The 22,293-nt window shown below is 70.4% G+C and carries 19 protein-coding genes; 9 read left to right on the plus strand and 10 right to left on the minus strand.

All coding sequences use genetic code 11. From position 1 onward, the window contains the following. Positions 1 to 57: 57 nt before the first annotated feature. On the plus strand, positions 58 to 402 hold the full coding sequence (locus tag ACIQ9E_RS09775) for a WhiB family transcriptional regulator (RefSeq protein WP_040915279.1): 345 nt from the start codon (positions 58 to 60) through the stop codon (positions 400 to 402). Positions 403 to 714: 312 nt separating this feature from the next. Here the strand turns inward: ACIQ9E_RS09775 and ACIQ9E_RS09780 are convergent, their stop codons facing one another. Together ACIQ9E_RS09780 and ACIQ9E_RS09785 are read right to left on the minus strand one after the other, a co-directional pair. Further along, positions 715 to 2,241, minus strand: coding sequence for an ArsA family ATPase (locus tag ACIQ9E_RS09780; RefSeq protein WP_403704657.1), 1,527 nt, complete (start codon positions 2,239 to 2,241; stop codon positions 715 to 717). Then, positions 2,238 to 3,224, minus strand: coding sequence for an ArsA family ATPase (locus ACIQ9E_RS09785; protein WP_403704659.1), 987 nt, complete (start codon positions 3,222 to 3,224; stop codon positions 2,238 to 2,240). The genes ACIQ9E_RS09780 and ACIQ9E_RS09785 overlap by 4 nt, the downstream gene beginning before the upstream one ends. A gap of 157 nt (positions 3,225 to 3,381) precedes the next feature. Between ACIQ9E_RS09785 and ACIQ9E_RS09790 the strand changes: the two genes are divergently transcribed. The 4 genes from ACIQ9E_RS09790 to ACIQ9E_RS09805 all read left to right on the plus strand — a co-directional run bounded on the left by ACIQ9E_RS09790 (position 3,382) and on the right by ACIQ9E_RS09805 (position 6,217). Continuing rightward, positions 3,382 to 3,543, plus strand: coding sequence for a hypothetical protein (locus tag ACIQ9E_RS09790; protein WP_403704662.1), 162 nt, complete (start codon positions 3,382 to 3,384; stop codon positions 3,541 to 3,543). Continuing rightward, on the plus strand, positions 3,540 to 4,022 hold the full coding sequence (locus tag ACIQ9E_RS09795; protein WP_403704665.1) for a RidA family protein: 483 nt from the start codon (positions 3,540 to 3,542) through the stop codon (positions 4,020 to 4,022). The genes ACIQ9E_RS09790 and ACIQ9E_RS09795 overlap by 4 nt, the downstream gene beginning before the upstream one ends. Before the next feature lie 474 nt (positions 4,023 to 4,496). After that, positions 4,497 to 5,390, plus strand: coding sequence for an NUDIX hydrolase (locus ACIQ9E_RS09800; protein ID WP_403704668.1), 894 nt, complete (start codon positions 4,497 to 4,499; stop codon positions 5,388 to 5,390). Further along, the gene (locus ACIQ9E_RS09805; RefSeq protein WP_403704671.1) at positions 5,387 to 6,217 is read left to right on the plus strand and encodes an MBL fold metallo-hydrolase; all 831 of its coding nucleotides are present in this window, start codon (positions 5,387 to 5,389) and stop codon (positions 6,215 to 6,217) included. The genes ACIQ9E_RS09800 and ACIQ9E_RS09805 overlap by 4 nt, the downstream gene beginning before the upstream one ends. A 217-nt stretch (positions 6,218 to 6,434) precedes the next feature. On the opposite strand, the gene ACIQ9E_RS09810 is transcribed toward ACIQ9E_RS09805, so the two are convergent. Further along, positions 6,435 to 7,109, minus strand: a complete 675-nt coding sequence (locus ACIQ9E_RS09810; protein WP_361542708.1) for a Crp/Fnr family transcriptional regulator — start codon at positions 7,107 to 7,109, stop codon at positions 6,435 to 6,437. A gap of 300 nt (positions 7,110 to 7,409) precedes the next feature. Here ACIQ9E_RS09810 and nth point away from each other — a divergent pair, with 300 nt between their 5' ends. From nth to ACIQ9E_RS09825, 3 genes are all read left to right on the plus strand, one after another. Further along, positions 7,410 to 8,327 carry an endonuclease III gene (nth, locus tag ACIQ9E_RS09815; RefSeq protein WP_403704674.1) on the plus strand — a complete coding sequence of 306 codons (918 nt, stop codon included), beginning with the start codon at positions 7,410 to 7,412 and terminating at the stop codon, positions 8,325 to 8,327. 391 nt (positions 8,328 to 8,718) lie between these two features. Beyond that, positions 8,719 to 9,552, plus strand: coding sequence for an NUDIX hydrolase (locus ACIQ9E_RS09820; RefSeq protein WP_403705215.1), 834 nt, complete (start codon positions 8,719 to 8,721; stop codon positions 9,550 to 9,552). A gap of 141 nt (positions 9,553 to 9,693) precedes the next feature. Next, complete coding sequence (locus ACIQ9E_RS09825) at positions 9,694 to 10,893, plus strand: MarP family serine protease (protein ID WP_403705218.1); 1,200 nt, start codon at positions 9,694 to 9,696, stop codon at positions 10,891 to 10,893. Between the two features lie 144 nt (positions 10,894 to 11,037). Here ACIQ9E_RS09825 and ACIQ9E_RS09830 read toward each other — a convergent pair whose 3' ends face one another. The 6 genes from ACIQ9E_RS09830 to ACIQ9E_RS09855 form a co-directional block, all read right to left on the minus strand. Next, the gene (locus ACIQ9E_RS09830; RefSeq protein WP_366261716.1) at positions 11,038 to 11,226 is read right to left on the minus strand and encodes a hypothetical protein; all 189 of its coding nucleotides are present in this window, start codon (positions 11,224 to 11,226) and stop codon (positions 11,038 to 11,040) included. Between the two features lie 133 nt (positions 11,227 to 11,359). Then, positions 11,360 to 12,295, minus strand: a complete 936-nt coding sequence (locus tag ACIQ9E_RS09835; protein ID WP_040915253.1) for an alpha/beta fold hydrolase — start codon at positions 12,293 to 12,295, stop codon at positions 11,360 to 11,362. A gap of 176 nt (positions 12,296 to 12,471) precedes the next feature. Next, complete coding sequence (locus ACIQ9E_RS09840) at positions 12,472 to 12,939, minus strand: phage holin family protein (RefSeq protein WP_403704678.1); 468 nt, start codon at positions 12,937 to 12,939, stop codon at positions 12,472 to 12,474. 170 nt (positions 12,940 to 13,109) lie between these two features. Then, positions 13,110 to 14,516: a Na+/H+ antiporter NhaA gene (gene nhaA, locus ACIQ9E_RS09845; RefSeq protein ID WP_403704680.1), complete on the minus strand. Its 1,407-nt coding sequence runs from the start codon at positions 14,514 to 14,516 to the stop codon at positions 13,110 to 13,112. Between the two features lie 300 nt (positions 14,517 to 14,816). After that, positions 14,817 to 16,772: an acetate--CoA ligase gene (gene acs / locus ACIQ9E_RS09850; RefSeq protein WP_403704683.1), complete on the minus strand. Its 1,956-nt coding sequence runs from the start codon at positions 16,770 to 16,772 to the stop codon at positions 14,817 to 14,819. A gap of 342 nt (positions 16,773 to 17,114) precedes the next feature. Then, a complete protein-coding gene (locus ACIQ9E_RS09855) occupies positions 17,115 to 19,634 on the minus strand; it encodes a SulP family inorganic anion transporter (protein ID WP_403704686.1) in 2,520 nt (839 codons plus the stop codon). Between the two features lie 276 nt (positions 19,635 to 19,910). Here ACIQ9E_RS09855 and ACIQ9E_RS09860 point away from each other — a divergent pair, with 276 nt between their 5' ends. Then, positions 19,911 to 21,287 (plus strand): hypothetical protein, encoded by a 1,377-nt coding sequence (locus tag ACIQ9E_RS09860; RefSeq protein WP_403704688.1) that lies wholly within the window; start codon positions 19,911 to 19,913, stop codon positions 21,285 to 21,287. Here ACIQ9E_RS09860 and ACIQ9E_RS09865 read toward each other — a convergent pair. Beyond that, complete coding sequence (locus tag ACIQ9E_RS09865; protein ID WP_403704691.1) at positions 21,265 to 22,260, minus strand: ATP-binding protein; 996 nt, start codon at positions 22,258 to 22,260, stop codon at positions 21,265 to 21,267. The two genes, ACIQ9E_RS09860 and ACIQ9E_RS09865, sit on opposite strands and share 23 nt — an antisense overlap. Between the last annotated feature and the right edge of the window lie 33 nt (positions 22,261 to 22,293).

The following is a 22,293-nucleotide window of genomic DNA, read 5'->3' on the forward strand; positions in this document are numbered from 1 at the left end:
TGAATATGCCGCTGCCGCCGTGGGGGAGCCTCGATTCGGGAGAGGACGGCAGCCGTGATGGGCTGGGTAACCGACTGGAGTGCGCAGGCAGCCTGCCGCACTACCGATCCGGATGAACTGTTCGTACAAGGGGCAGCGCAGAACAGGGCCAAAGCGGTCTGCACCGGATGTCCGGTGCGAACCGAATGTTTGGCCGATGCCCTCGACAATCGGGTGGAGTTCGGTGTGTGGGGAGGAATGACCGAAAGGGAACGGCGCGCGCTGTTGCGCAGGCGCCCCACGGTCACCTCTTGGCGCAGGCTTCTGGAGACCGCGCGGACAGAGTACGAGCGCGGCGCGGGCATGCTGCCGGTCGGGCTCGACGACGACGAGACGTACGCCGCGTACGCGGCCGTCGGATAGCCCCTCGCTCGCGAGCCGTATCACTCCACTGCTACGCCCCGGGGGTCCGCGTCCCCACGGTTACTGCCATGGGTGCCTTCCGTGATGCGTCCATGGCGGCGGATCCAGATGCCACCGTTCACCGGCGGACTTGCCGGGGCCGCAGCGGGAAACCTCCCCGCCTGCGGTGGAGCGGTCCGTTCGGCCCGTGGAGGACCGTCGCGTTACTGCTGCTGTATGCCCGCCGGGCCGGCGGCCTGCGTCGACGGTGGTACGGCACGGAGGGCCGCGCGCGTGCCTTCCCGCCAGCCGGTGCGGCCAGGTCCGGTGCGGCTAGGTCGCCGACCGCCGGTTGCCCGCGTCACCGGCCGCCAGCTGCTCACCGATCGCCCGCAGTCCCGCGAGATCATGGACATCTCCGGGCAGTGCGGCCACATGAGCCACCGCCACCTCGGGATGAAGCGCGGTGAAACGGTCCCGCATGCGCTGCTCACGCGCGAGCACCTGCATCCGTTCGGCATGCAGGCGCAGCAGACCAGCCGTCAGTTCTTCCGTGGTGTGTTCGTGGTGTGCCTCAAGAGGGGTGGGGTGCTCGGGGGCGTGGTCCACGGGCGGGGATTCGGGAGAGGCGCCCGTGGCCTCACGAACACCAGTCTTCCCTGCCCCATGATCCACAATGCGGGCCTCGGCAAGATTTTCTGAGGATTCCACCGGCAACTCATCCGACTGATCCGACTCATCTGATTCGTCGGACTCCTCCGACAGGTCCGGCGCATCGGATTCGTTCGACCCGCCGGAGTCGCGTCCCTCGCCGGGCCCGGGGGTGTCCCCGTACTCGTCGTGCTCGTCAGGCCCGTCGTGGTCGGGGCATTCCGTGCATTCTGTGTCGTCTGTGTCTTCCGTGTAATCCGGTTCCAGCGCTTCCGCCGCCGCCAGGGCGCGCTGCGCCGACAGCCTGGCGGCCCCGCTGCCGTGGACCCGGTTCAGCACCAGCCCAGCCAGCGGCATCTCCTCCTCCGCCAGCCGTTCCACGAAGTACGCCGCCTCCCGCAACGCGTCCCGCTCCGGCGCCGCCACCACGAGGAACGCCGTCCCCGGGGCCTGAAGCAGCCGATAGGTGGCATCGGCCCGGGTGCGGAAGCCGCCGAACATGGTGTCCATGGCCGTGACGAACGTCTGGACGTCCCGCAGCAACTGGCCGCCCAGCAGTTTGCCGAGGGTCCCTGTCATCATCGACATGCCGACGTTCAGGAACTTCATCCCCGCCCTGCCGCCCATCTTCGCGGGGGTCACCAGCAGTTTGATGAACTTGCCGTCGAGGAAGGACCCCAGCCGCTTGGGCGCGTCCAGAAAGTCCAGCGCGCTGCGCGACGGCGGAGTGTCGACGACGATCAGGTCCCACTCGTCCCGGGCCCGCAACTGGCCCAGCTTCTCCATCGCCATGTACTCCTGCGTACCGGCGAACCCGGCCGACAGGGACTGGTAGAAGGGGTTCTCCAGGATCGCGCGGGCCCGTTCGGCATCCGCATGGGCCTCGACGATCTCGTCGAAGGTCCGCTTCATGTCCAGCATCATGGCGTGCAGCTCGCCCGCCGGGCCCGTACCGTCCGGCTCTATGCCCTTCACCCGGCGCGGTGTGTTGTCGAGTGAGTCGATGCCCAGCGACTGGGCGAGCCGGCGGGCCGGGTCGATGGTGAGGACGACGACCCGCCTGCCGCGCTCGGCCGCGCGTACCCCGAGAGCGGCCGCGGTCGTCGTCTTGCCGACGCCACCCGAACCGCAGCACACGATGATGCGGGTGTTCGGGTCGTCGATGAGGGGGTCGACCTGCAGGGGGTCGGCCGCTGCGTCCAGGCTCATGAACCGGCTCCCGTTCCTTGCTGCTGCTGCTGTTGCTGGACGCGCAGTTCCTTCGAGAGCCGGTAGAGCCCGGCGAGGTCGACGCCTTCGCTGAGCAGCGGCAGTTCGTACGAGGGCAGCTCAAGACCGGCCAGCGCGGCCCGCTGCTCCCGCTCCAGCTCCACCCGCCGGGCATGGTCGGTCGCCTGCTCCAGCAGCGGGGTGACCAGGGAGCGCGCACCGCTGACCCCGGCGGCCGTGAGCGCCGCGGCGATCTCCGTACGGCGTCCGTCGGCGGCGCCCCGCACCGCCGCCTCGTCGAGCACATGGGGGCGGACCATGTTCACGATGACCCGCCCGACCGGAAGATCCGCCGCCCGTAGCTCGGCCACACCGTCCGCGGTCTCCTGGACCGGCATCTCCTCCAGCAGCGTGACCAGGTGGACCGCGGTCTGGGGGGACTTCAGCACCCGCATCACGGCCTGGGCCTGGTTGTATATCGGCCCGATCTTGGCGAGCCCCGCCACTTCGTCGTTCACATGGAGGAACCGGGTGATCCGGCCGGTCGGCGGCGCGTCCATGACCACGTAGTCGTAGGCGTACGCGCCCTGCTTCGTACGGCGCCGGACGGCCTCGCACGCCTTCCCCGTCAGCAGGACGTCCCGGACGCCGGGTGCGATGGTCGTCGCGAAGTCGATGGCGCCGAGCTTCTTGAGGGCCCGTCCGGCGCTGCCGAGCTTGTAGAACATCTGGAGGTAGTCGAGGAGTGCGCGCTCGGCGTCGATGGCGAGGGCGTAGACCTCGCCGCCTCCGGACGAGACGGCGATCTTCCGCTCCTCGTACGGCAGCGCTTCCGTCTCGAAGAGCTGTGCGATGCCTTGCCTCCCCTCGACCTCCACAAGGAGTGTCCGCTTGCCCTCGGTCGCGAGGGCGAGCGCGAGGGCGGCGGCGACCGTGGTCTTACCGGTTCCGCCTTTGCCGCTGACGACCTGGAGCCTGCTCACGCTTTCGAGCCTAACCAGTCGGACCGTGCCCTACGCACGAGGTCGTGTGCGGGCTGCGTCACGTGCCCACGGGACAGGTGTACGAGTACGGGTGGGAGACGGCGGGAGGTGCCGGGTGGATCCGGGTGGCCCCGGCGGGGCGGATACAGTCGGCTCCATGACCAAGAAGTGGGAATACGCCACCGTGCCGCTCCTCGTGCACGCGACCAAGCAGATCCTGGACACCTGGGGCGAGGACGGGTGGGAGCTCGTCCAGGTCGTTCCGGGCCCCAACCCCGAGCAGCTCGTGGCGTACCTGAAGAGGGAGAAGACCTCGTGACGACCGCCGGTGGCGGTGCCGTCGAGGCACGGCTGGCGGAACTGGGGCTGACGCTGCCGGCGGTCGTCCCGCCGCTGGCCGCGTACCAGCCCGCCGTCGTCTCGGGGCCGTACGTCTACACGGCGGGCCAGCTTCCGATGGTGGACGGCAAGCTGCCGATCACCGGCAAGGTGGGGGCCGAGGTCACCGCCGAGGAGGCCAAGGAACTGGCCCGGACCTGTGCGCTCAACGGCCTGGCCGCCGTGAAGTCGGTCGTCGGCGACCTGGACCGGATCGCCCGTGTGGTGAAGGTCGTGGGCTTCGTGGCCTCGGCGAGCGACTTCACCGGGCAGCCCGGTGTGGTCAACGGCGCGAGTGAGCTGCTGGGTGAGGTCCTCGGCGAGAAGGGCGTCCACGCGCGGAGCGCGGTGGGTGTCGCGGTGCTTCCTCTGGACGCGCCGGTCGAGGTCGAGTTCCAGATCGAACTGGTGCAGGACTAGAGCCTTTCTTTCGGATCGGGCCGGAGGCCGGCGGGATCCGAAAGGGAGGCCCGGCACCATCCGGCACCGGCGTTGCCGAGCAGGCGCGCCGGTGCGTGTGCAGGGATGGGAGCGGCCGGCGCGAGAACGCTCGTACGGTCCGCTCCGCTCCGCCACCGCCCGTCGCCGGAACGGTCCGGTGGTCCGCCCACCGAGGGCTGTTTGTGCCCGTGGCCGCTGCGTTCGTGGTCCGCTGCGTTTGTTCCGCCCGGGGCGGTGCGCAGGTGCGGACGGCCTTCGGGACGAGCGCACCCGCAGCACGGGCCTGTGGCCGCGCCCGGAAGCTCCGGCGGCCCCCGTTGGTCCGGTGCCGCCTCCGCGTCCCGCAGAGCGGCCGCCAGGTCCCGTGTAGGGGCCATCTTCGTTCCACGTGAAACAGCCGCCCCGCCCCCGGCGCCTCTCGAACATCCCGTCCGATCCGCATAGCATCCGGCCATGCCCGATGGTCAGTGGTACCCCCCGGAGTGGCCCGAGCGGATCCGCGCACTCGCGGCCGGTGAATTCGTCCCCGTCGTGCCCAAGCAGGCCGCAACCGTCATGTTGCTCCGCGATACCCCGGACGGCCCCGCCGTCCATATGCTGCGCCGCAGGGCCTCCATGGCCTTCGCCGGAGGCGCCTACGCCTATCCGGGCGGTGGGGTCGATGCCCGGGACTCCCGGCCCGTCGGCTGGGCGGGTCCGCCGGTCGCCGAATGGGCCCACCGACTCGGTACGGACGAAGCGACCGCCCAGGCCGTGGTCTGTGCCGCGGTACGGGAGACCTTCGAGGAGTCGGGGGTGCTGCTCGCCGGACTCACCGCCGATACGGTGCTGGGCGCCGTGGGCGGGGACGAGGTGTCCGCCCCCGGGGACGGTGGCGGCTGGGAGGCCGACCGGCAGGCGCTGGTCGACCGCGAACTGGCCTTCGCCGACTTCCTGGAGCGCCGGGGGCTGGTGCTGCGCTCGGATCTGCTGGGTGCCTGGGCCCGTTGGATCACACCCGAGTTCGAATCCCGCCGCTACGACACCTGGTTCTTCGTCGCAGCCCTTCCCGAGGGCCAGCAGACCCGCAACGCCTCCACCGAGGCGGACCGTACGGTCTGGATCCGGCCCGCCGAGGCGGCCGCCGGATACGACCGCGGCGAACTGCTGATGATGCCCCCGACCATCTCCACGCTGCGCGATCTCGGCCCGTACGAATCGGCCGCCAAGGCGGTTGCCGCGGCCGACGGCCGCGATCTGGCCCCGGTCCTGGCCACGGCCCGCTGGGAGAACGGCACCCTCGTACTGAGCTGGCCGGGGCACGAGGAGTTCACCAAACACATCCCTGCCTCGGGAGGTACCCGATGACGGAGGCGGCGGCCCTGCCCGGACAGCCCCGGGGCGGAGTGCTCTCCGGACCCGCCACCGCCCGTGCCGTGAACGTTCTCGCGCCCAACGCCTCGGCGATGACCCTCGACGGCACCAACACCTGGATTCTCGCCGAGCCCGGCTCCGGGCTCGCCGTGGTGGTCGATCCCGGCCCGCTCGACGAAACCCATCTGCGCCGGGTGATCGACAGCGCCGAACAGGCGGGACAGCGCATCGCCCTCACCCTGCTCACCCATGGCCACCCGGACCACGCAGAAGGCGCGGCCCGCTTCGCGGAACTCACCCGGACGAAGGTCAGGGCCCTTGACCCCGCCCTGCGGCTCGGTGACGAGGGGCTCGGCGCGGGGGACGTGATCGGTGTCGGCGGCCTCGAACTGCGGGTCGTACCCACCCCCGGCCACACCGCCGACTCCCTCTGCTTCCATCTGCCCGCCGACGCCGCCGTGCTGACCGGCGATACCGTCCTCGGCCGGGGCACCACGGTGGTCGCCCATCCGGACGGCCGTCTCGGTGACTATCTGGACTCCCTGCGCAGGCTGCGCTCCCTCACCGTCGACGACGGGGTGCACACCGTGCTGCCCGGCCACGGACCCGTACTGGACGACGCCCAGGGTGCGGTCGAGTTCTATCTGGCCCACCGGGCCCATCGGCTGGCCCAGGTCGAGACGGCCGTCGAGAACGGCTACCGCACCCCCGGGGAGGTCGTCGCCGCGGTGTACGCGGAGGTGGACCGCTCACTGTGGCCCGCGGCGGAGCTGTCCGTACGGGCGCAGTTGGAGTACCTGCGCGACCACGGGCTGATCTGACACCCGGACCGGCCGGTCGGGAGGGGCTGGTCGGGAGCGGCCGGCCGGGAGTGGTCGGGAGCGGTGGGTCGGTCGAGAGCCGGTCCGTGGCGAACCGGACCCTGCGAACCGGTCCGTGGCGAACCGGTCTGTTGGAGAACAGCGGAAGGGGCGTCCGGAACCGAACGGTTCCGGACGCCCCTTGCCGTGTTGCGAGTACCTCGTACGGCTCCGGGCCTCAGCGGGAGCGCTTCGCCAGCCGCTCGACGTCGAGCAGGATCACGGCACGCGCCTCCAGGCGCAGCCAGCCGCGCTGGGCGAAGTCGGCCAGGGCCTTGTTCACGGTCTCGCGGGAGGCGCCGACCAGCTGGGCCAGCTCTTCCTGCGTCAGGTCGTGGACGACGTGGATGCCCTCGTCCGACTGGACGCCGAAGCGGCGCGACAGGTCGAGCAGGGCCCGCGCCACCCGGCCCGGCACATCGGAGAAGACCAGGTCCGACATCTGGTCGTTGGTCTTGCGCAGCCGGCGGGCGACGGCACGCAGCAGCGCGGACGCCACCTCGGGCCGGGCGTTCAGCCAGGGCTGGAGGTCGCCGTGGCCCAGACCGAGCAGCTTGACCTCGGTCAGCGCCGTCGCGGTCGCGGTACGGGGACCGGGGTCGAACAGTGACAGCTCACCGATCAGCTCACCGGGGCCGAGGACGGCGAGCATGTTCTCGCGGCCGTCGGGCGAGGTCCGGTGGAGTTTGACCTTGCCTTCGGTGACCACGTACAGGCGGTCACCGGGGTCGCCCTCGTGGAAGAGCGCGTCACCTCGGGCGAGCGTCGCCTCACTCATCGAGCCGCGCAGCTCCGCCGCCTGCTCGTCATCGAGCGCCGCGAAGAGCGGGGCGCGCCGCAGAACGTCGTCCACGAGTTCTCTCCTTGTCGACCTGCTCAGGGACCGTGGTCCCCCATGATGCCGGACCGCACCGTGCCCGTCCGGGGGACACCGCGGGCGGGACGCGTAGGACAGCTTCGCCGCGGCGGACCTGGCAAGTAAATATTCGTGCGATCAATCACAACAAGTTTGACGCACTGGAGCAGGTGTTCGTGCTCCAGGGGCCCGATTGGGTCCGGATCGGCGGTGGCCGGGGCGGAGGAAGGTGGTGGACCGTAGGGTGGCCGGGTGTCCAAGTCGCCGGTGACAGCGCAGGCCAAGGGGGCCGGAAGAGTGTCCGGAAAGCAAGATTCCGCTATGGGCGAACAAGCTCCCATCGATACCCGAAATGCCGCAAAGTCGGGCAAATCCAAGGGTGGGGCTGCTGCGCCGGGAGCGCGGAAGCGCACCGCGCCCGGAGCCGGAACCCGGACCGAGTCCCGGCTCGCCATGGTCCGCCGCGCCCGCCGGATCAACCGCGAGCTGGCGGATGTCTATCCGTACGCCCATCCCGAGCTGGACTTCCGCAACCCGTTCGAGCTGCTGGTCGCCACCGTGCTGTCGGCCCAGACGACCGATCTCCGGGTCAACCAGACCACGCCCGCGCTCTTCGCCGCCTACCCCACTCCGGAGGAGCTGGCCGCGGCCGTTCCCGAGGAGCTGGAGGCGATCATCCGCCCCACCGGCTTCTTCAGGGCCAAGGCCCGCTCCCTTCTCGGGCTCTCCGCCGCACTCCGCGACGTATTCGGCGGAGAGGTGCCGGGGCGGCTGGAGGACCTGGTGAAACTGCCGGGAGTCGGGCGGAAGACCGCCTTCGTCGTCCTCGGCAATGCCTTCGGGGTCCCCGGCATCACGGTCGACACCCATTTCGGGCGGCTCGTCCGCCGCTGGAAGTGGACCGAGCAGGAGGACCCGGAGAAGGTCGAGGCGGAGATCGCGGAGATCTTCCCGAAGTCCGAGTGGACCATGCTGTCCCATCGGGTGATCTTCCACGGGCGCCGGATCTGCCATGCCCGCAAGCCCGCGTGCGGCGCCTGCCCGATCGCCCATCTCTGCCCCTCCTACGGCGAGGGCGAGACCGATCCGGAGAAGGCGAAGAAGCTGCTCAAGTACGAGATGGGCGGTCAGCCGGGGCAGCGGCTGAATCCGCCCGCGGACTATCCGGGCACCCCCGCGCCGCCCCTCGGTACCTCCGGACAGGTCTCCGCATAGGTGCCGGCCCTCCGGTCGCGGCGGGCTGGGACCGCCGGGGTGCTCACAGGGACGCCCCGCGGACGGTCCGGCGTTTTCGGATGGATCCGATGGTTTCAGGCGGGTTCGGTGGTACGGGGCCGGACGGGACGGATCGGGTTGGCCGGGTATGCGTTACGGGGGCCGGCCGGGCGTCCCCGACCGGTGTCCGTCTGCCGTGGAGCGGTCGGAACGATCCGTGCGGCCCGGTGCGTTGTGAGACGAGGGGGTGCCCATGCGCGCACAAGAGACGAGAACCGGCGGTGGCGGTGAGGCCGAGGTGCACAACGGTCAGCCGGACGGCGACGGCGCGGCCCGCCCCGGCCGGTTCCCGGGCGGGTACGGCAGCGACGATTCCGCCCGGACCGGCCGTATGACCGGCCGTGACGGCTCCGAAGACCCCGGGCGGTCCGCTGCGGGAGCCGCAGGCGGTTCCGGCGGTCCCGCCGGTCGAGGTAGGGCCCGGGGCCCCGCCGACCGCGCTGCGCCCGCCGGTATCGATGGTGTCGGAGATGTCAGTGGTCCCGGAGGCGCCACCGGGACCGTCACCGTCTCGACCAGCGGCCTGCCCGGTTGGCTGGATCCCGTCGTCACGATCCTGGACACCGTCCAGGGCCGTCAGCTCAGCCGGTTCCTGCCGCCCGCCGGCGGCCGCGGCAGACCGTCGGCCGTCCTCGTCCTCTTCGGGGAGGGCGCGACCGGCCCCGAACTGCTGCTCATGGAGCGCGCGGGTGGTCTGCGGTCGCACGCCGGACAGCCTTCGTTCCCCGGCGGCGCCCTCGACCCCGAGGACGGCGATCCGGAGACCACCGGTCCGCTGCGCGCCGCGCTGCGCGAGGCCGAGGAAGAGACCGGACTCGACCCCGAGGGCGTCCAGGTCTTCGGCACCCTGCCCAAGCTCTACATCCCCGTGAGCGGTTTCGTCGTCACCCCCGTCCTGGGCTGGTGGCGGGCGCCCAGCCCGGTCGGCGCGGTCGACCCGGCCGAGACGGCCCGCGTCTTCACCGTCCCCGTGGCGGATCTCACGGACCCGGCCAACCGGGCCACGGCTGTTCACCCGCGCGGCCACCAAGGCCCCGCATTCCTGGTCGAATCGGCCCTGGTCTGGGGTTTCACGGCCGGGGTGATCGACCGCATCCTGCACTTCGCGGGCTGGGAACGGCCCTGGGACCGGACCCGGCAGGTCCCCCTGGACCGGCGCGCATGACAGGCTGATTTCTTCGCGCCCGATGCGCCGACCCCGTACCCCCCCGGATGCCCCGGACACCCCGGACACCTTCCGACCCCAGCGGCCCCGATCCGACCGAGCGGAGCCGGAGCCGAGACAGCGACTGCGAGGCAAATGACGGTGAACGTGCTGGACATCCTGCTGCTGGTCGCGGCCGTATGGTTCGCGATCATCGGCTATCGGCAAGGTTTCGTCGTCGGCATCCTCTCCGTCATCGGCTTTCTCGGCGGTGGCCTGGTCGCGGTCTATCTGCTGCCCGTGCTCTGGGACGAGCTGATGAACGGGACCGAGGCGTCCACCACCGCGATCGTCGTCTTCGTCGTGGTCGTGATCGTCTGTGCCTCCGTGGGCCAGGCCTTCACCACCCATCTCGGCAGCCGGCTCCGCCGCCAGATCACCGGGGGAGCCGCCCGAGCGCTGGACGCCACCGGTGGTGCCCTGGTCAATGTGGTCGCCATGCTCCTGGTCGCCTGGCTGATCGGCTCGGCGCTCACCGGCACCACGCTGCCCACGCTCGCCAAGCAGGTCCGGACCTCCCAGGTGCTTCAGGGCGTCGACCAGGTGATGCCCGAATCGGCTTCCGTCTGGTTCAACGACTTCTCGGGAACCATGGCGCAGAACGGCTTCCCGCAGGTCTTCAGCCCGTTCTCGAACGAGCCCATCAAGGAGGTCCGGCCGCCGGACCCGGCGCTCGCCGGCAGCCCGGTCGTCGCCCGCGCCAAGAAGTCGATCGTGAAGGTCGTGGGTACGGCGGACAACTGCGGAAAGGTCCTCGAAGGCACCGGCTTCGTCTTCGGCGAGCGCCGCGTCATGACCAACGCCCATGTCGTCGGCGGTGTCGACGAGCCGACCGTGCAGATAGGCGGCGAGGGCAAGCTGTACGACGCCACGGTCGTCCTCTACGACTGGCGGCGCGATATCGCCGTACTCGACGTACCCGGACTCGACGCGCAACCGCTGCAGTTCGCCGACGCCGACGCGCGCAGCGGGGACAGCGCGATCGTCGCAGGCTTCCCGGAGAACGGCGCGTACGACGTCCGCTCCGCGCGCGTCCGGGGCCGTATCAACGCCACGGGCCCCGATATCTACCGCCGCGACACCGTCCACCGCGATGTGTACTCGCTGTACACAACGGTCCGTCAGGGCAACTCCGGCGGGCCGCTGCTCACCCCGGACGGCAAGGTCTACGGCGTTATCTTCGCCCGCTCCCTCGACGACAAGAACACCGGCTACGCGCTGACCGTCGACGAGATCGCCGACGACATCACGACCGGCCTCGCCGCCAACCAGGAGGTCAGCACGGAGAGCTGCGCGCTCTGACCGACCCGTACGGACACTGTCCCGTAAAGACCTACTGGCCCCGGACCGACCGTCCCGGACCGGCGCCCTCAGAGGGCGACCGTCACCGACCGGGCGCCAGGGGCGCAGGCCGGCACGGGCCTCCGCGGCAGGAAGCGGCCGGTGTCAGCCGCGGGTGTGCCGGAGCCGGGCCGACACCCAGCGCGCCCGCCGCCGCAGGATCCGGGGAATCCCGATGCCCTGCCCCGAGTGGTCATGGCTCCGGCCCCGGGGGCCATCGCCGTCATGAGAGCCCGGCCCACTGGCCGGGCGGCGGTCACGTGCCACGTCGCCATAGTCGTACGTCCAGCCCATACCGGGACGTCTGCCCGGGGCCCAAGGTCGGTAACCGTACGGAGGGCCGCCAATTGGCCTATGCGCCGGGCACATGGCCGTTCCCGTACTTTTCGTACAGAACAACCGTGCCCCACGACCGGCGGTCACCGCACTAGCGGTCCGGTTCCGGGTCCTTCAGCCAGTTGATCAGCTCCGCGGAGAAGGCCACCGGGTCCTCCTCGTGCGGAAAGTGGCCGAGCCCGTCGAACAGGCGCCAGCGGTACGGTGCCTCCACGTACTGACCGGAACCCGCCGCGCTGCGCGTCCGCATCGCCGGATCGAGCGACCCGTGCAGATGGAGTGTCGGCACCCGCAGCGGGCGCTTCATCCGGCGGTTGAACTGGATACCGTCGGGCCGGGCCATCGACCGCACCATCCAGCGGTACGGCTCGATGGAGCAGTGCGCCGTCGACGGGATGGACATCGCGCGCCGGTACGTCTCCAGAACGGTCTCGTCCGGCGGCTTCGGCCCCCACCAGTCGCTGATCAGCTCGCCCACCAGCGCAGCGTCGTCCGCGACCAGCCTGCGCTCCGGGATCCAAGGGCGCTGGAAACCCCAGATGTACGAACCGGCGCGGGTCTGGGCGAAGTCGGAGAGCATCGCCGAACGCCACCGCCGGGGGTGCGGCATCGAGGAGACCGCCAGCCTACGCACCAGCTTCGGCCGCATCACCGCGGCCGTCCACGCCAGATATCCGCCCAGATCGTGTCCCACGAGGGCGGCGTCGGGTTCGCCGAGCGACCGCACCACACCGGTGATGTCGAGCGCGAGGTTCGCCGGGTCGTAGCCCCTCGGCGTACGGTCGCTGCCGCCCACCCCTCGCAGGTCCATCGCCACCGCACGGAAACCGGCGTCGGCGAGCGCGGGCAGTTGATGCCGCCACGCCCACCAGAACTGCGGAAAGCCGTGCAGCAGCAGCACCAGGGGACCGTCGCCCATCTCGGCGATGTGGAAGCGCGCGCCGTTGGCCGCCACATCGCGGTGGGTCCAGGGGCCGTCGATGCGTACGGGGCTTCCGGAGCCGGGGCCGGAGTCAGGGGCCGTCATGTTCACGAGCGTGCCATACCGGCCGCGGTGGTGCGGCCCGCGGTCATCACTCGTACGGGTGTACGGGGCAGGGGAACCGTTTCCGTGACGGCCCCTGCCGGAGCCCGGCGTCCGGCCGCACCGGGACCGGAGCCTCCGGGTCCGGCACCCCGGCGCCCCGAACCGCCGAACCGGATTCAGCGCTGCGACAGCTCGCGCTCCACGGCCGCCGGAAGCTGCGGGCGCCGGTCGGCCTCCGGACGGGGGTGCGGTTTGACGTTCTGAAGGACGGCCGCCGTCTGCTTGGCCGACGCGATCGTCTTCTCCGGCGGCTTGACCTTCTTGAACTTCGCGATCGCCAGCACCGACAGCAGTGCCGCGAGGACGACGAACGCCCCGCCGACGATCAGGAACGACCAGGCCAGCCCCAGTCCTAGATTATGGATGCCGTACGCCGCGGCGAAGCTGAACACGGGCAGCGAGAACAGCAGGAAGACACCGGCGATGACAAAGGCGATGGCGCCGGTGGCGCCGCGCTTCACATCCTGGCGGAGTTCCGCCTTCGCCAGTGCGATCTCATCGTGCACCAGCGCCGACATCTCCGCCGTCGCCGATGCGACCAACTGGCCGATGCTGCGCTCGGCACCGCTGCCGGGGTCGCTCATGGCTGCTCCCTCTCGTACTTCCGTGTGTTCCCGGATGTCCGGACCGGGGACCGGACCGAACCAGGCCGAACCGGACCGGATGGTTCGGGCCGGGCCGGATCGTCCGAACCGGACGGGACCCGGGCCGGATGGTCCGGGGTCCGCCATCAGATCATGCCGGACCCCGGCCGTCAGTGCGCGACGCCCCCGTCGGTGCCCCGGTCGGCGCCCTGCGCGGCGGTGACCGCCAGCTTCCGGTGTTCGGCGGCCTTCCGCTCGTAGATCTCCGCCATCCGCAGGTGGTACGCGGGGTTGTCCTGCTCGTAGACATCCGGGATGCCGTCCTGGTCCTCGTCGCGCTCCTCCTCCTCGTACAGCGCCTGGTACCTGCGGACCCGCAGCTTCAGCAGGACACCCGCGAGGACGGCGGCTATCAGCGAGCCGACCAGTACCGCTGTCTTGACCGAGTCGGTGAGCGCCGGCTCGTCGGCGAAGGCGAGTTCGCCGATGAGGAGGGAGACGGTGAAGCCGATACCGGCGAGCGTGGCGACGGCGAACACATCGGGCCAGGCCAGCTCGTCGTTCAGCTCCGCGCGGGTGAACCTGGCCGCCAGCCAGGTGCCGCCGAAGACACCGAGGGCCTTGCCGAGGACCAGCCCGAGGACCACTCCCAGGGCCTCCGGCTCGGTGAATACCCGGCCCAGGGCCCCGCCCGAGACCACGACCCCGGCCGAGAAGAGGGCGAAGAGGGGAACGGCGAGACCGGCGGACAGGGGGCGTACGAGGTGTTCGATGTGCTCCCCGGGGGACTGCTCCTCGCCCTCGCGGCGGGTGCAGCGGAGCATCAGACCCATGGCGACACCGGCGATGGTGGCATGGACACCGCTGTTGTACATCAGGCCCCAGATCACCAGCGCCAGGGGCACATAGACGTACCAGCCCCGAACCCCCTTGACCAGCAGCAGCCGGAAGACGACAAGACCGATCACCGCACCGGCCAGCGCGGCGAAGTTCAGTTCACTGGTGAAGAAGATCGCGATGATCATTATCGCGAAGAGGTCGTCGACGACGGCGAGCGTCAGCAGGAAGGCGCGCAGGGCCGAGGGCAGCGAGGTGCCGATGACCGCGAGGACCGCGAGGGCGAAGGCGATGTCCGTGGCGGTGGGGACGGCCCAGCCCTTGGCGGAGCCGCCGCCGATGGTGACGGTCGCGAAGTAGACGAGTGCGGGGACGGCCATACCGCAGATCGCGGCGATGACGGGGAGCGCGGCGGCCCTGCGGTCCCGCAGCTCACCGGCGACGAGTTCCCGTTTGAGTTCGATACCTGCGACGAAGAAGAAGATCGCGAGGAGTCCGTCGGCGGCCCAGTGCTGAATCGACAGGTCGAGGCCGAGGGACGCGGGGCCGAGATGGAAGGAACGTATCGCCTCGTAGCTGTCCCGCAGGGGCGTATTGGCCCAGATCAGTGCGATCACGGCGGCGAGCAGCAGCAGGACGCCGCCGACCGTCTCGGTACGCAGGGCGTCCGCCACGAAGGTGCGCTCGGGCAGCGAGAGCCGTCCGAGGAACTTACGGGGCGTGGATACGGGCGCGGGCATGGCGGGAAACCTCCGGCGGTCGGTCGGGCAGGGCGAAGCACATGCCGACCAGACTTCCCGGCGCACCTAGGTTTTCTTGTTGCGTCTTTGACGCGGTCCTTACTTTACCTAAGTGGGCAAGGGGGCATCCGGCGTCCTCTCACTCTAGGACCTCGCGGACTTTTCGCATGTCGGAGGGGGTCGGGGCGGACCGCAGGGGGAGAAGCGGTACGGGCGGTGGCCCGCGCCTCACCGAGAGGCGCGGGCCACCGCCCGTACACATACCGTGGGGGGAACGGTCCGGGACCGCCCCCCTTCCGGTCAGTCCTCCGAGGCCGCGCTGGGCAGCTTCGACTGGATGAGGTCCATGACCGAGGAGTCGGTCAGGGTGGTGACATCACCGAGCTGACGGTTCTCGGCGACATCGCGGAGCAGCCGGCGCATGATCTTGCCGGAGCGGGTCTTCGGCAGCTCGCCCACCGGCAGCACCCGCTTGGGCTTGGCGATCGGGCCGAGGGTCGTTCCGACGTGGTTGCGCAGCTCGGCGACGAGATTCTCGTCCTCGGACGCCGAACCCCGCAGGATCACGAAGGCGACGATGGCCTGGCCGGTCGTCTCGTCCGCTGCGCCCACGACCGCCGCTTCGGCGACCTTCGGGTGCGAGACGAGGGCGGACTCGACCTCGGTGGTGGAGATGTTGTGACCGGAGACGAGCATGACGTCGTCGACCCGGCCGAGCAGCCAGATATCGCCGTCGTCGTCCTTCTTGGCGCCGTCACCCGCGAAGTACTTGCCCTCGAACCGGGACCAGTAGGTGTCGATGAAGCGCTGGTCGTCGCCCCAGATGGTGCGGAGCATCGACGGCCACGGCTCGGTGAGCACCAGATAGCCGCCACCGCCGTCCGGCACCTCGTTCGCCTCGTCGTCGACGACGGTCGCGGAGATACCGGGCAGCGCGCGCTGCGCGGAACCGGGCTTGGTCTCGGTGACACCCGGCAGCGGGGAGATCATCATCGCGCCGGTCTCGGTCTGCCACCAGGTGTCCACGATGGGGGCCCGGCCGCCGCCGATGTGCTCGCGGTACCAGATCCACGCCTCGGGGTTGATCGGCTCGCCGACCGAGCCGAGGACCCGCAGGCTCGACAGGTCGAACTTGGCGGGGATGTCGTCGCCCCACTTCATGAAGGTCCGGATCGCGGTCGGCGCGGTGTAGAGGATGGTGACGCCGTACTTCTGGACGATCTCCCAGAACCGGCCCTGGTGCGGAGTGTCGGGCGTGCCCTCGTACATGACCTGCGTCGCACCGTTGGCCAGGGGGCCGTAGACGATGTACGAGTGGCCGGTCACCCAGCCGATATCGGCCGTACACCAGTAGACGTCGGTCTCGGGCTTGAGGTCGAAGACGGCGTGGTGGGTGTAGGCCGCCTGGGTGAGATAGCCGCCGGAGGTGTGCAGGATGCCCTTGGGCTTCCCGGTGGTGCCGGAGGTGTAGAGGATGAACAGCGGCTGCTCGGCGTCGAAGGCCTCGGGGGTGTGCTCGGCCGACTGGCGGTCCACGATGTCGTGCCACCACACGTCGCGGCCCTCGGTGACGGCGGTGTCCTCGCCGGTCCGCCGGACCACCAGCACATGCTCGACCTGCGGGCACTTGGTGAGTGCCTCGTCGATGGCGGGCTTGAGCGCGCTCGGCTTGCCGCGGCGGTAACCGCCGTCGGCGGTGATCACCAGCTTGGCGTCCGCGTCCTGGATCCGGGAGGCGACCGCGTCGGCCGAGAAACCGCCGAAGACCACGGAGTGGGCGGCGCCGATCCGGGCACAGGCCAGCATCGCGACCACGGCCTCGGGGATCATCGGCAGATAGACGGCGACCCGGTCGCCCTTGCCGACTCCCAGCTCGGTCAGCGCGTTGGCGGCGCGGGAGACCTGGTCCTTCAGCTCCGCGTAGGTGACGCTGCGGCTGTCGCCGGGCTCGCCCTCGAAGTGGATCGCGACCCGGTCCCCGAGGCCCGCCTCGACATGGCGGTCGACGCAGTTGTACGCGACGTTGATCCTGCCGTCCGCGAACCACTTGGCGAAGGGCGGGTTGCTCCAGTCCAGCGTCTCGGTCGGCTCGGTGGCCCAGGTGAGCCGGCGCGCCTGCTCGGCCCAGAAGCCGAGCCTGTCGGCCTTCGCCTGCTCATAGGCGTCAGCCGTGACATTGGCGTCCGCGCTCAGCGCGGCAGGCGGCGCGAACCGCCGCTCCTCCCGCAGCAGGTTGGCCAGGCTCTCGTTGCTCACGACATCTCCCTTTCCCAGGGCGTCCTCAATACCTGTGTGTCCCGGGCCATAGCTCATCAGCCGGAGGCCCGGGTGACAAGAGCCTTCGGGTAAATGGTTTAGACCTGTCGTGGGTTTTGCCCCGTGATGGTGAACCGCTGCGGCTGTCGGGGGAGAAGTACCAGGTGGCGGCGGGCGTGTCGGCTGGTTTCCGGACGGTCCCTCCTCCCCGGGCGGCGGGGAGGAGGGACCGTCACCCCTTTGCACGGGCCCCGGACGGCTTTGGTTCACCCCGTCTTTGCGGTGGGTGTTTCCGGCTTGGGGCCCGGGCCCGGACGGATCGGGTGCCGGACGGCGGAACGGTCAGCTCCGGGCTCGGACGGACCGGGCGCCGGACGGCGGAACCCGGTGGAAGACCAGGCCGAACGCGGGCCCCGCAGCCGTATCCGGCTCTTCGTCCGCCCTTCCTTCCGTCCTTCCTTCCGTCCTTCCGCCCGGCTCTCTGTCCGGCTCTCTGTCCGGCTCTCCGTCCACGGGCTGTTTCCCCGCCGGCTGCCCTTCGAGCCGCCCGGACGGCTCCGGCTGTGCCGGTCGCGCGGGGCCGCCGCCCGTTCGGCCGTCCTCCTCCGCGAGGAGATAGGCCTGGGCCTCTCCGACGTGGAAGTACATGCCGTGCAGCTTCAGGGTGCCGTCGGCGAGTCTTCGGGCCACCGTCTCGTACGACCGCAGATGCTCCAACTGCTGCACCACATTGGTCAGACAGAGCTGCTCCACCGCGTCCTTCGGCGGCCGTCCCGAGAGGCGCGCCATGGCGCCCCGGCCGTCGGCCATCCGCTCCAGGCTCGGCAGCCCGTGTCGCAGCCACCGCCGGAGCGGGGTCTGTTCACCGTCGGGCTCCAGCCCGATCAGGGACTGCATCGCACCGCAGCCCGAATGCCCGCAGACCGTGATGGAGCCGACGCCGAGCACCTCGACCGCGTACTCGATGGCTGCGGCGACCGAATCGTCGCCGCTCTCCTCGCCGGGCAGGGGGACCAGATTCCCGATGTTCCGTACGGTGAAGAGGTCGCCGGGGCCGCTGGCCGTGATCATGCTGGTGACCAGGCGGGAGTCGGCGCAGGTGAGGAAGAGCTGGGAGGGGCGCTGCCCCTCGCGGGCCAGCCGCGCCAGCTCGTCACGGACCAGCGGAGCCGTATCGCGCTGGAAGGAGCCGAGGCCGTCGGCCAGCTCCCGGCCGGACCGCTGTCCGGGGGAGCTGTGGCAGTGATGATTGCGCCAGGGGGTCCAGGGGCGGCAGCAGTTCTGCGACTCCGAGGCGGGCCCGCTGATCCTGCCGCCCGCCCGGCCGGTGAACTCCACCGTCCCACCGTGGGCCACATGCGCGACCTGCCAGTCGTGCAGCGCCTCGTACGCCGCATGGTCCATAAAGGAGCCGTCCAGCTCGACCACGCAGTCCGCACCGCGGGGAACCAGGCCGAGCGCCCGGGTCAGCCGGGGCACCGCGAGGAACGTCAACTGGCCGCGCACCCGCACCCGGCGGACGCCGTCGTACTCCTCCTGGGAGATCCGGGTCCTGGTCAGCCGGTGCAGGGAGACGGCGACCGCGGCGGCGATCCCGATGGCCACGCCTTGCAGCACGCCCGTGGCGACGACGGAGAGCAGGGTCACCGCGTAGACCAGCATCTCCCGATTCCGCCGGACGGTCCGCAGATGGGTGATGCTCACCATCTGCACGCCGACGACCATCACCAGGGCGGCGAGCGCCGCCAGCGGGATGAGGTCGAGCAGCGGAACGAACAGCAGGGCGGCGAGCACGATCCACAGCCCGTGCAGCATGGTGGAGTGACGGCTGACGGCGCCGGCCGAGACATTGGCGACCGTTCTGACGGCGACTCCGGCCACCGGCAGTCCGCCGAGGGCACCGGAGACGATATTCGCCGCGCCCTGACCTGCCAGCTCGCGGTCCAGATTCGAGCGGGGGATCCGGGACTGGGCCGCACCCTCCGCGGTCTCCACCCGCTTGGCCAGCAGTTTGTCGACGGCGACCGCCGACAGCAGGGACTGGACGCTGGTCACCAGAGCGATGGTCACGACGGCGGCGGCGATTCCGAGCACCGGATCCTGCGGCAGCTGGGGGAGGGCATGGCTGCTCCACGACGGCAGGTCGACGCGGGGCAGACCGTCGAGCCGGGCGACGACGGCGAGCGCGGTGGCCGTCGCGACGGCGGCGAGCGCGGCCGGAATCCGTCGTACCGCCCGTCCTGTACGGCCGGGGATGCGGGGCCACGCCAGCAGTACGGCGACGGTGACGGCGCTGACCGTGACGGCGTCGGTGTGCAGCGCGGCCAACTGGCCCGGCAGGGCGAGGACGTTGTCGAGGGCGGCGGAGCGTGGGGTGCCGCCGAGCACGATATGGAGCTGGGCCAGGGCGATCGTGACCCCGATGCCCGCGATCATGCCGTGGACGATCGCGGGGCTGACCGCGAGGGCCGATCGCGCCACCCTCAGGGCGGCCAGACCGAGCTGGGTGAGACCGGCGAGAACGGTGACGGCGCAGGTGGCACGCCATCCGTACTGCTGGATGAGATCGGCTGTGACGACGGTCAGGCCCGCCGCGGGACCGCTCACCTGGAGGGGCGAGCCGCCGAACCGGCCGGCCACGATCCCGCCGACGGCCGCGGCGACCAGCCCTGCCTGGAGCGGGGCTCCGGTGGCGAGGGCGATGCCCAGCGAGAGCGGCAGCGCGATCAGAAAGACCGAGATGGAGGCGGACAGATCGGCGCCGGCGATCCGGAAGCCGCCGGGGGGCGGGCTGTGGGGCAGGGGAGAGCCCTCGGGCGGCTCGGGTGGGGAGTCGGTGCGGGTGGGGACGCAGGCGGACATGGTTCCCGTCTCCTCCGGGGCAGCGCGGTCGCGGAATGTGGGGGCGCGGCCGTGGGTCACGGCGTGCAGCGGCGGGATACGTGCAGAGACTCAACTCTCAGTAAATTGATCGTAATGGAGAGTAAAGACCGAGGTCGGGTACTCCGGGCATATAGGTCAACGTTTCACTCCTTCCAGTGATTAATGCGGTTAATGCGGCCCGCCATCGGCGGCTCCCCCCTGCTGCGGTGCGACTTTGTCGAATCGGTACTACCGGTCGGAAAAACACAAAGTCATATGAAAGTGGGTGGACGGATGAAGGCCGCCGTCGCACAGAGGGCCGCCGTCGGCGCGGTGGCCACGGCACTGCTCGCGGGGCTGGCGGGCTGCTCCCTTCCGGGTGACCGGTCCGCACAGGAGGGCGCGCCGGGTGCCAAGAAGGCGCCCTTGCCCAAGGCCGCGCCGCAGCTGATCGGGGACGGCTCGACCGCGTACACCGGGACGCAGCCGAACCAGCTGAAGCCGCGGAAGCTGAAGGCGGGCCAGAAGCCGCCCCAGTTCGTCGTGTTCTCGTGGGACGGCGCGGGCGAGGACAGCCAGAAGCTCTTCTCCCACTTCCGTTCCGTCGCCCGGAAGTACGACATGACGATGACGTACTTCCTCAGCGGGGTCTATCTGCTGCCTGAGGAGAAAGCTTCCCTCTATCTACCGCCGAAGCACTCAGCCGGGCGCTCCGACATCGGCTTCAACGATGTCCAGGGCATCCGTGACACCGTGCGCGAGCTGCGGGCCGCCTGGCAGGAGGGCAATGAGGTGGGTACCCACTTCAACGGTCACTTCTGCGGGCCGGAGGGTGGCGACAGCTGGTCGGTCGAGGACTGGAAGAGTGAGATCGGCCAGGCCAAATCCTTTGTGAAGAACTGGCGGACGAACTCCGGTCTGAAGGACGAGAAGCCGCTGCCGTTCGACTACGACAAGGAGCTGATCGGCGCCCGTACCCCCTGTCTGGAAGGCCGCAAGAACTTTGTGAAGGCCGCCGGTGAGCTGGGCTTCCGCTATGACACCAGCGGTATCAACGACCAGATCTGGCCGGAGAAGGAGGGCGGGGTCTGGGACCTAGGGCTCCAGATGGTTCCGTTCCCGGGCCGCGGCTTCGAGACGCTCTCCATGGACTACAACTTCATGGTCAACCAGTCCGGGACGGTCAAGGGCGACCCCGCGCAGCACGACTACTGGGGCCGCCAGATGCGCGACGGGCTGATCCAGGCCTTCGACCGCGCCTACGACGGGAACCGGGCGCCGCTGATCATCGGCAACCACTTCGAATCATGGAACGGCGGAACGTATATGCGGGCCGTCGAGGACACCATCGCCACGGTCTGTGTGAAGAAGGATGTCAAGTGCGTCTCCTTCAAACAGCTCGTGGACTGGCTGGACGCGCAGGATCCCAAGGTGCTCGCCAAACTGCGGACGCTGAAGGTCGGCGAGGCCCCGAAGGCGGGCTGGGCCGCCTTCCGGAGCGGGGTGCCGGCCGGTCCGGCGGGTGACCCCGCCGGGTCGGCGGCCGAGACGTCGGACCGGGCGGTGCCGCCCGCCGGAGACGGGGCGGAGGAGGACGGGCCGGCGGCCGTCGCGGCCGCCGGCCCCGCGGTCAGGCCGGAAGCGGAGCGCTGATTCCGGCGGCGGTCTCGCCGAGAACGAAGGCGGGGTCGACCTGGGCCGCCAGGTCGGCACCCGTCTTCGCGTTGCCCCAGCTCTCGGCGTTCCGCAGATGGAAGTGGACCATCTGGCGGGTGTACCGCTCCCAGTCGCGCCGCTCGTAGGTGTCCATGACGGCTGCCAGCAGGGTCCGCAGAGCAGCACGGTTCGCCGGTTCCAGCAGGCCGTACGGCTTCGGGCGGCCCTTCTCCATCGCCCGTACCCAGTCCGAGTGGCCGACGGTGACCAGCAGGTCGTCGCCGACCTCCGCGCGCAGGAAGTCGAGGTCGTCCTCGCCCTGGACCTTGTTGCCGACGACCTTGAGCGCGACGCCGAAGTCCCGCGCGTACTCCTTGTACTGGCGGTAGACGGAGACGCCCTTGCGGGTCGGCTCGGCGACCAGGAACGTCATGTCGAAGCGGGTGAACATGCCGGAGGCGAAGGAGTCCGACCCGGCGGTCATATCGACCACGACGTACTCGTCACGTCCGTCGACCAGATGGTTCAGGCACAGCTCCACCGCCCCGACCTTGGAGTGGTAGCAGGCCACACCGAGGTCCGACTCAGTGAAGGGGCCGGTCGCCATCAGCCTGACCGAGGCGCCGTCCAGCCGGACCGGGCGGGCGCAGGCGTCGAAGACGGGATTCTCCTCTCCGACGCGCAGCAGCCGGGAGCCCTCGCCCGGGGGCGTGGTTTTGATCATGGTTTCGGCGGAGGCGATCCGGGGGTTGGTGCCGCGCAGATAGTCCTTGATGAGGGGCAGTTGGGCGCCCATGGCGGGCAGCGCGGCGGCCTCGTCCTCGTCGAGGCCGAGGGCTGCGCCCAGATGCTGGTTGATATCGGCGTCTACGGCGACGACCGGGGCCCCGTCCGCGGCCAGATGCCGGATGAACAGCGAGGACAGCGTGGTCTTACCGCTGCCGCCCTTCCCCACGAAAGCGATCTTCATGTTCACCTAGGGTAGTGCTGATATTGCCCTGTG

Source organism: Streptomyces sp. NPDC094448 (genome assembly GCF_044763775.1).
Classification (GTDB): domain Bacteria; phylum Actinomycetota; class Actinomycetes; order Streptomycetales; family Streptomycetaceae; genus Streptomyces.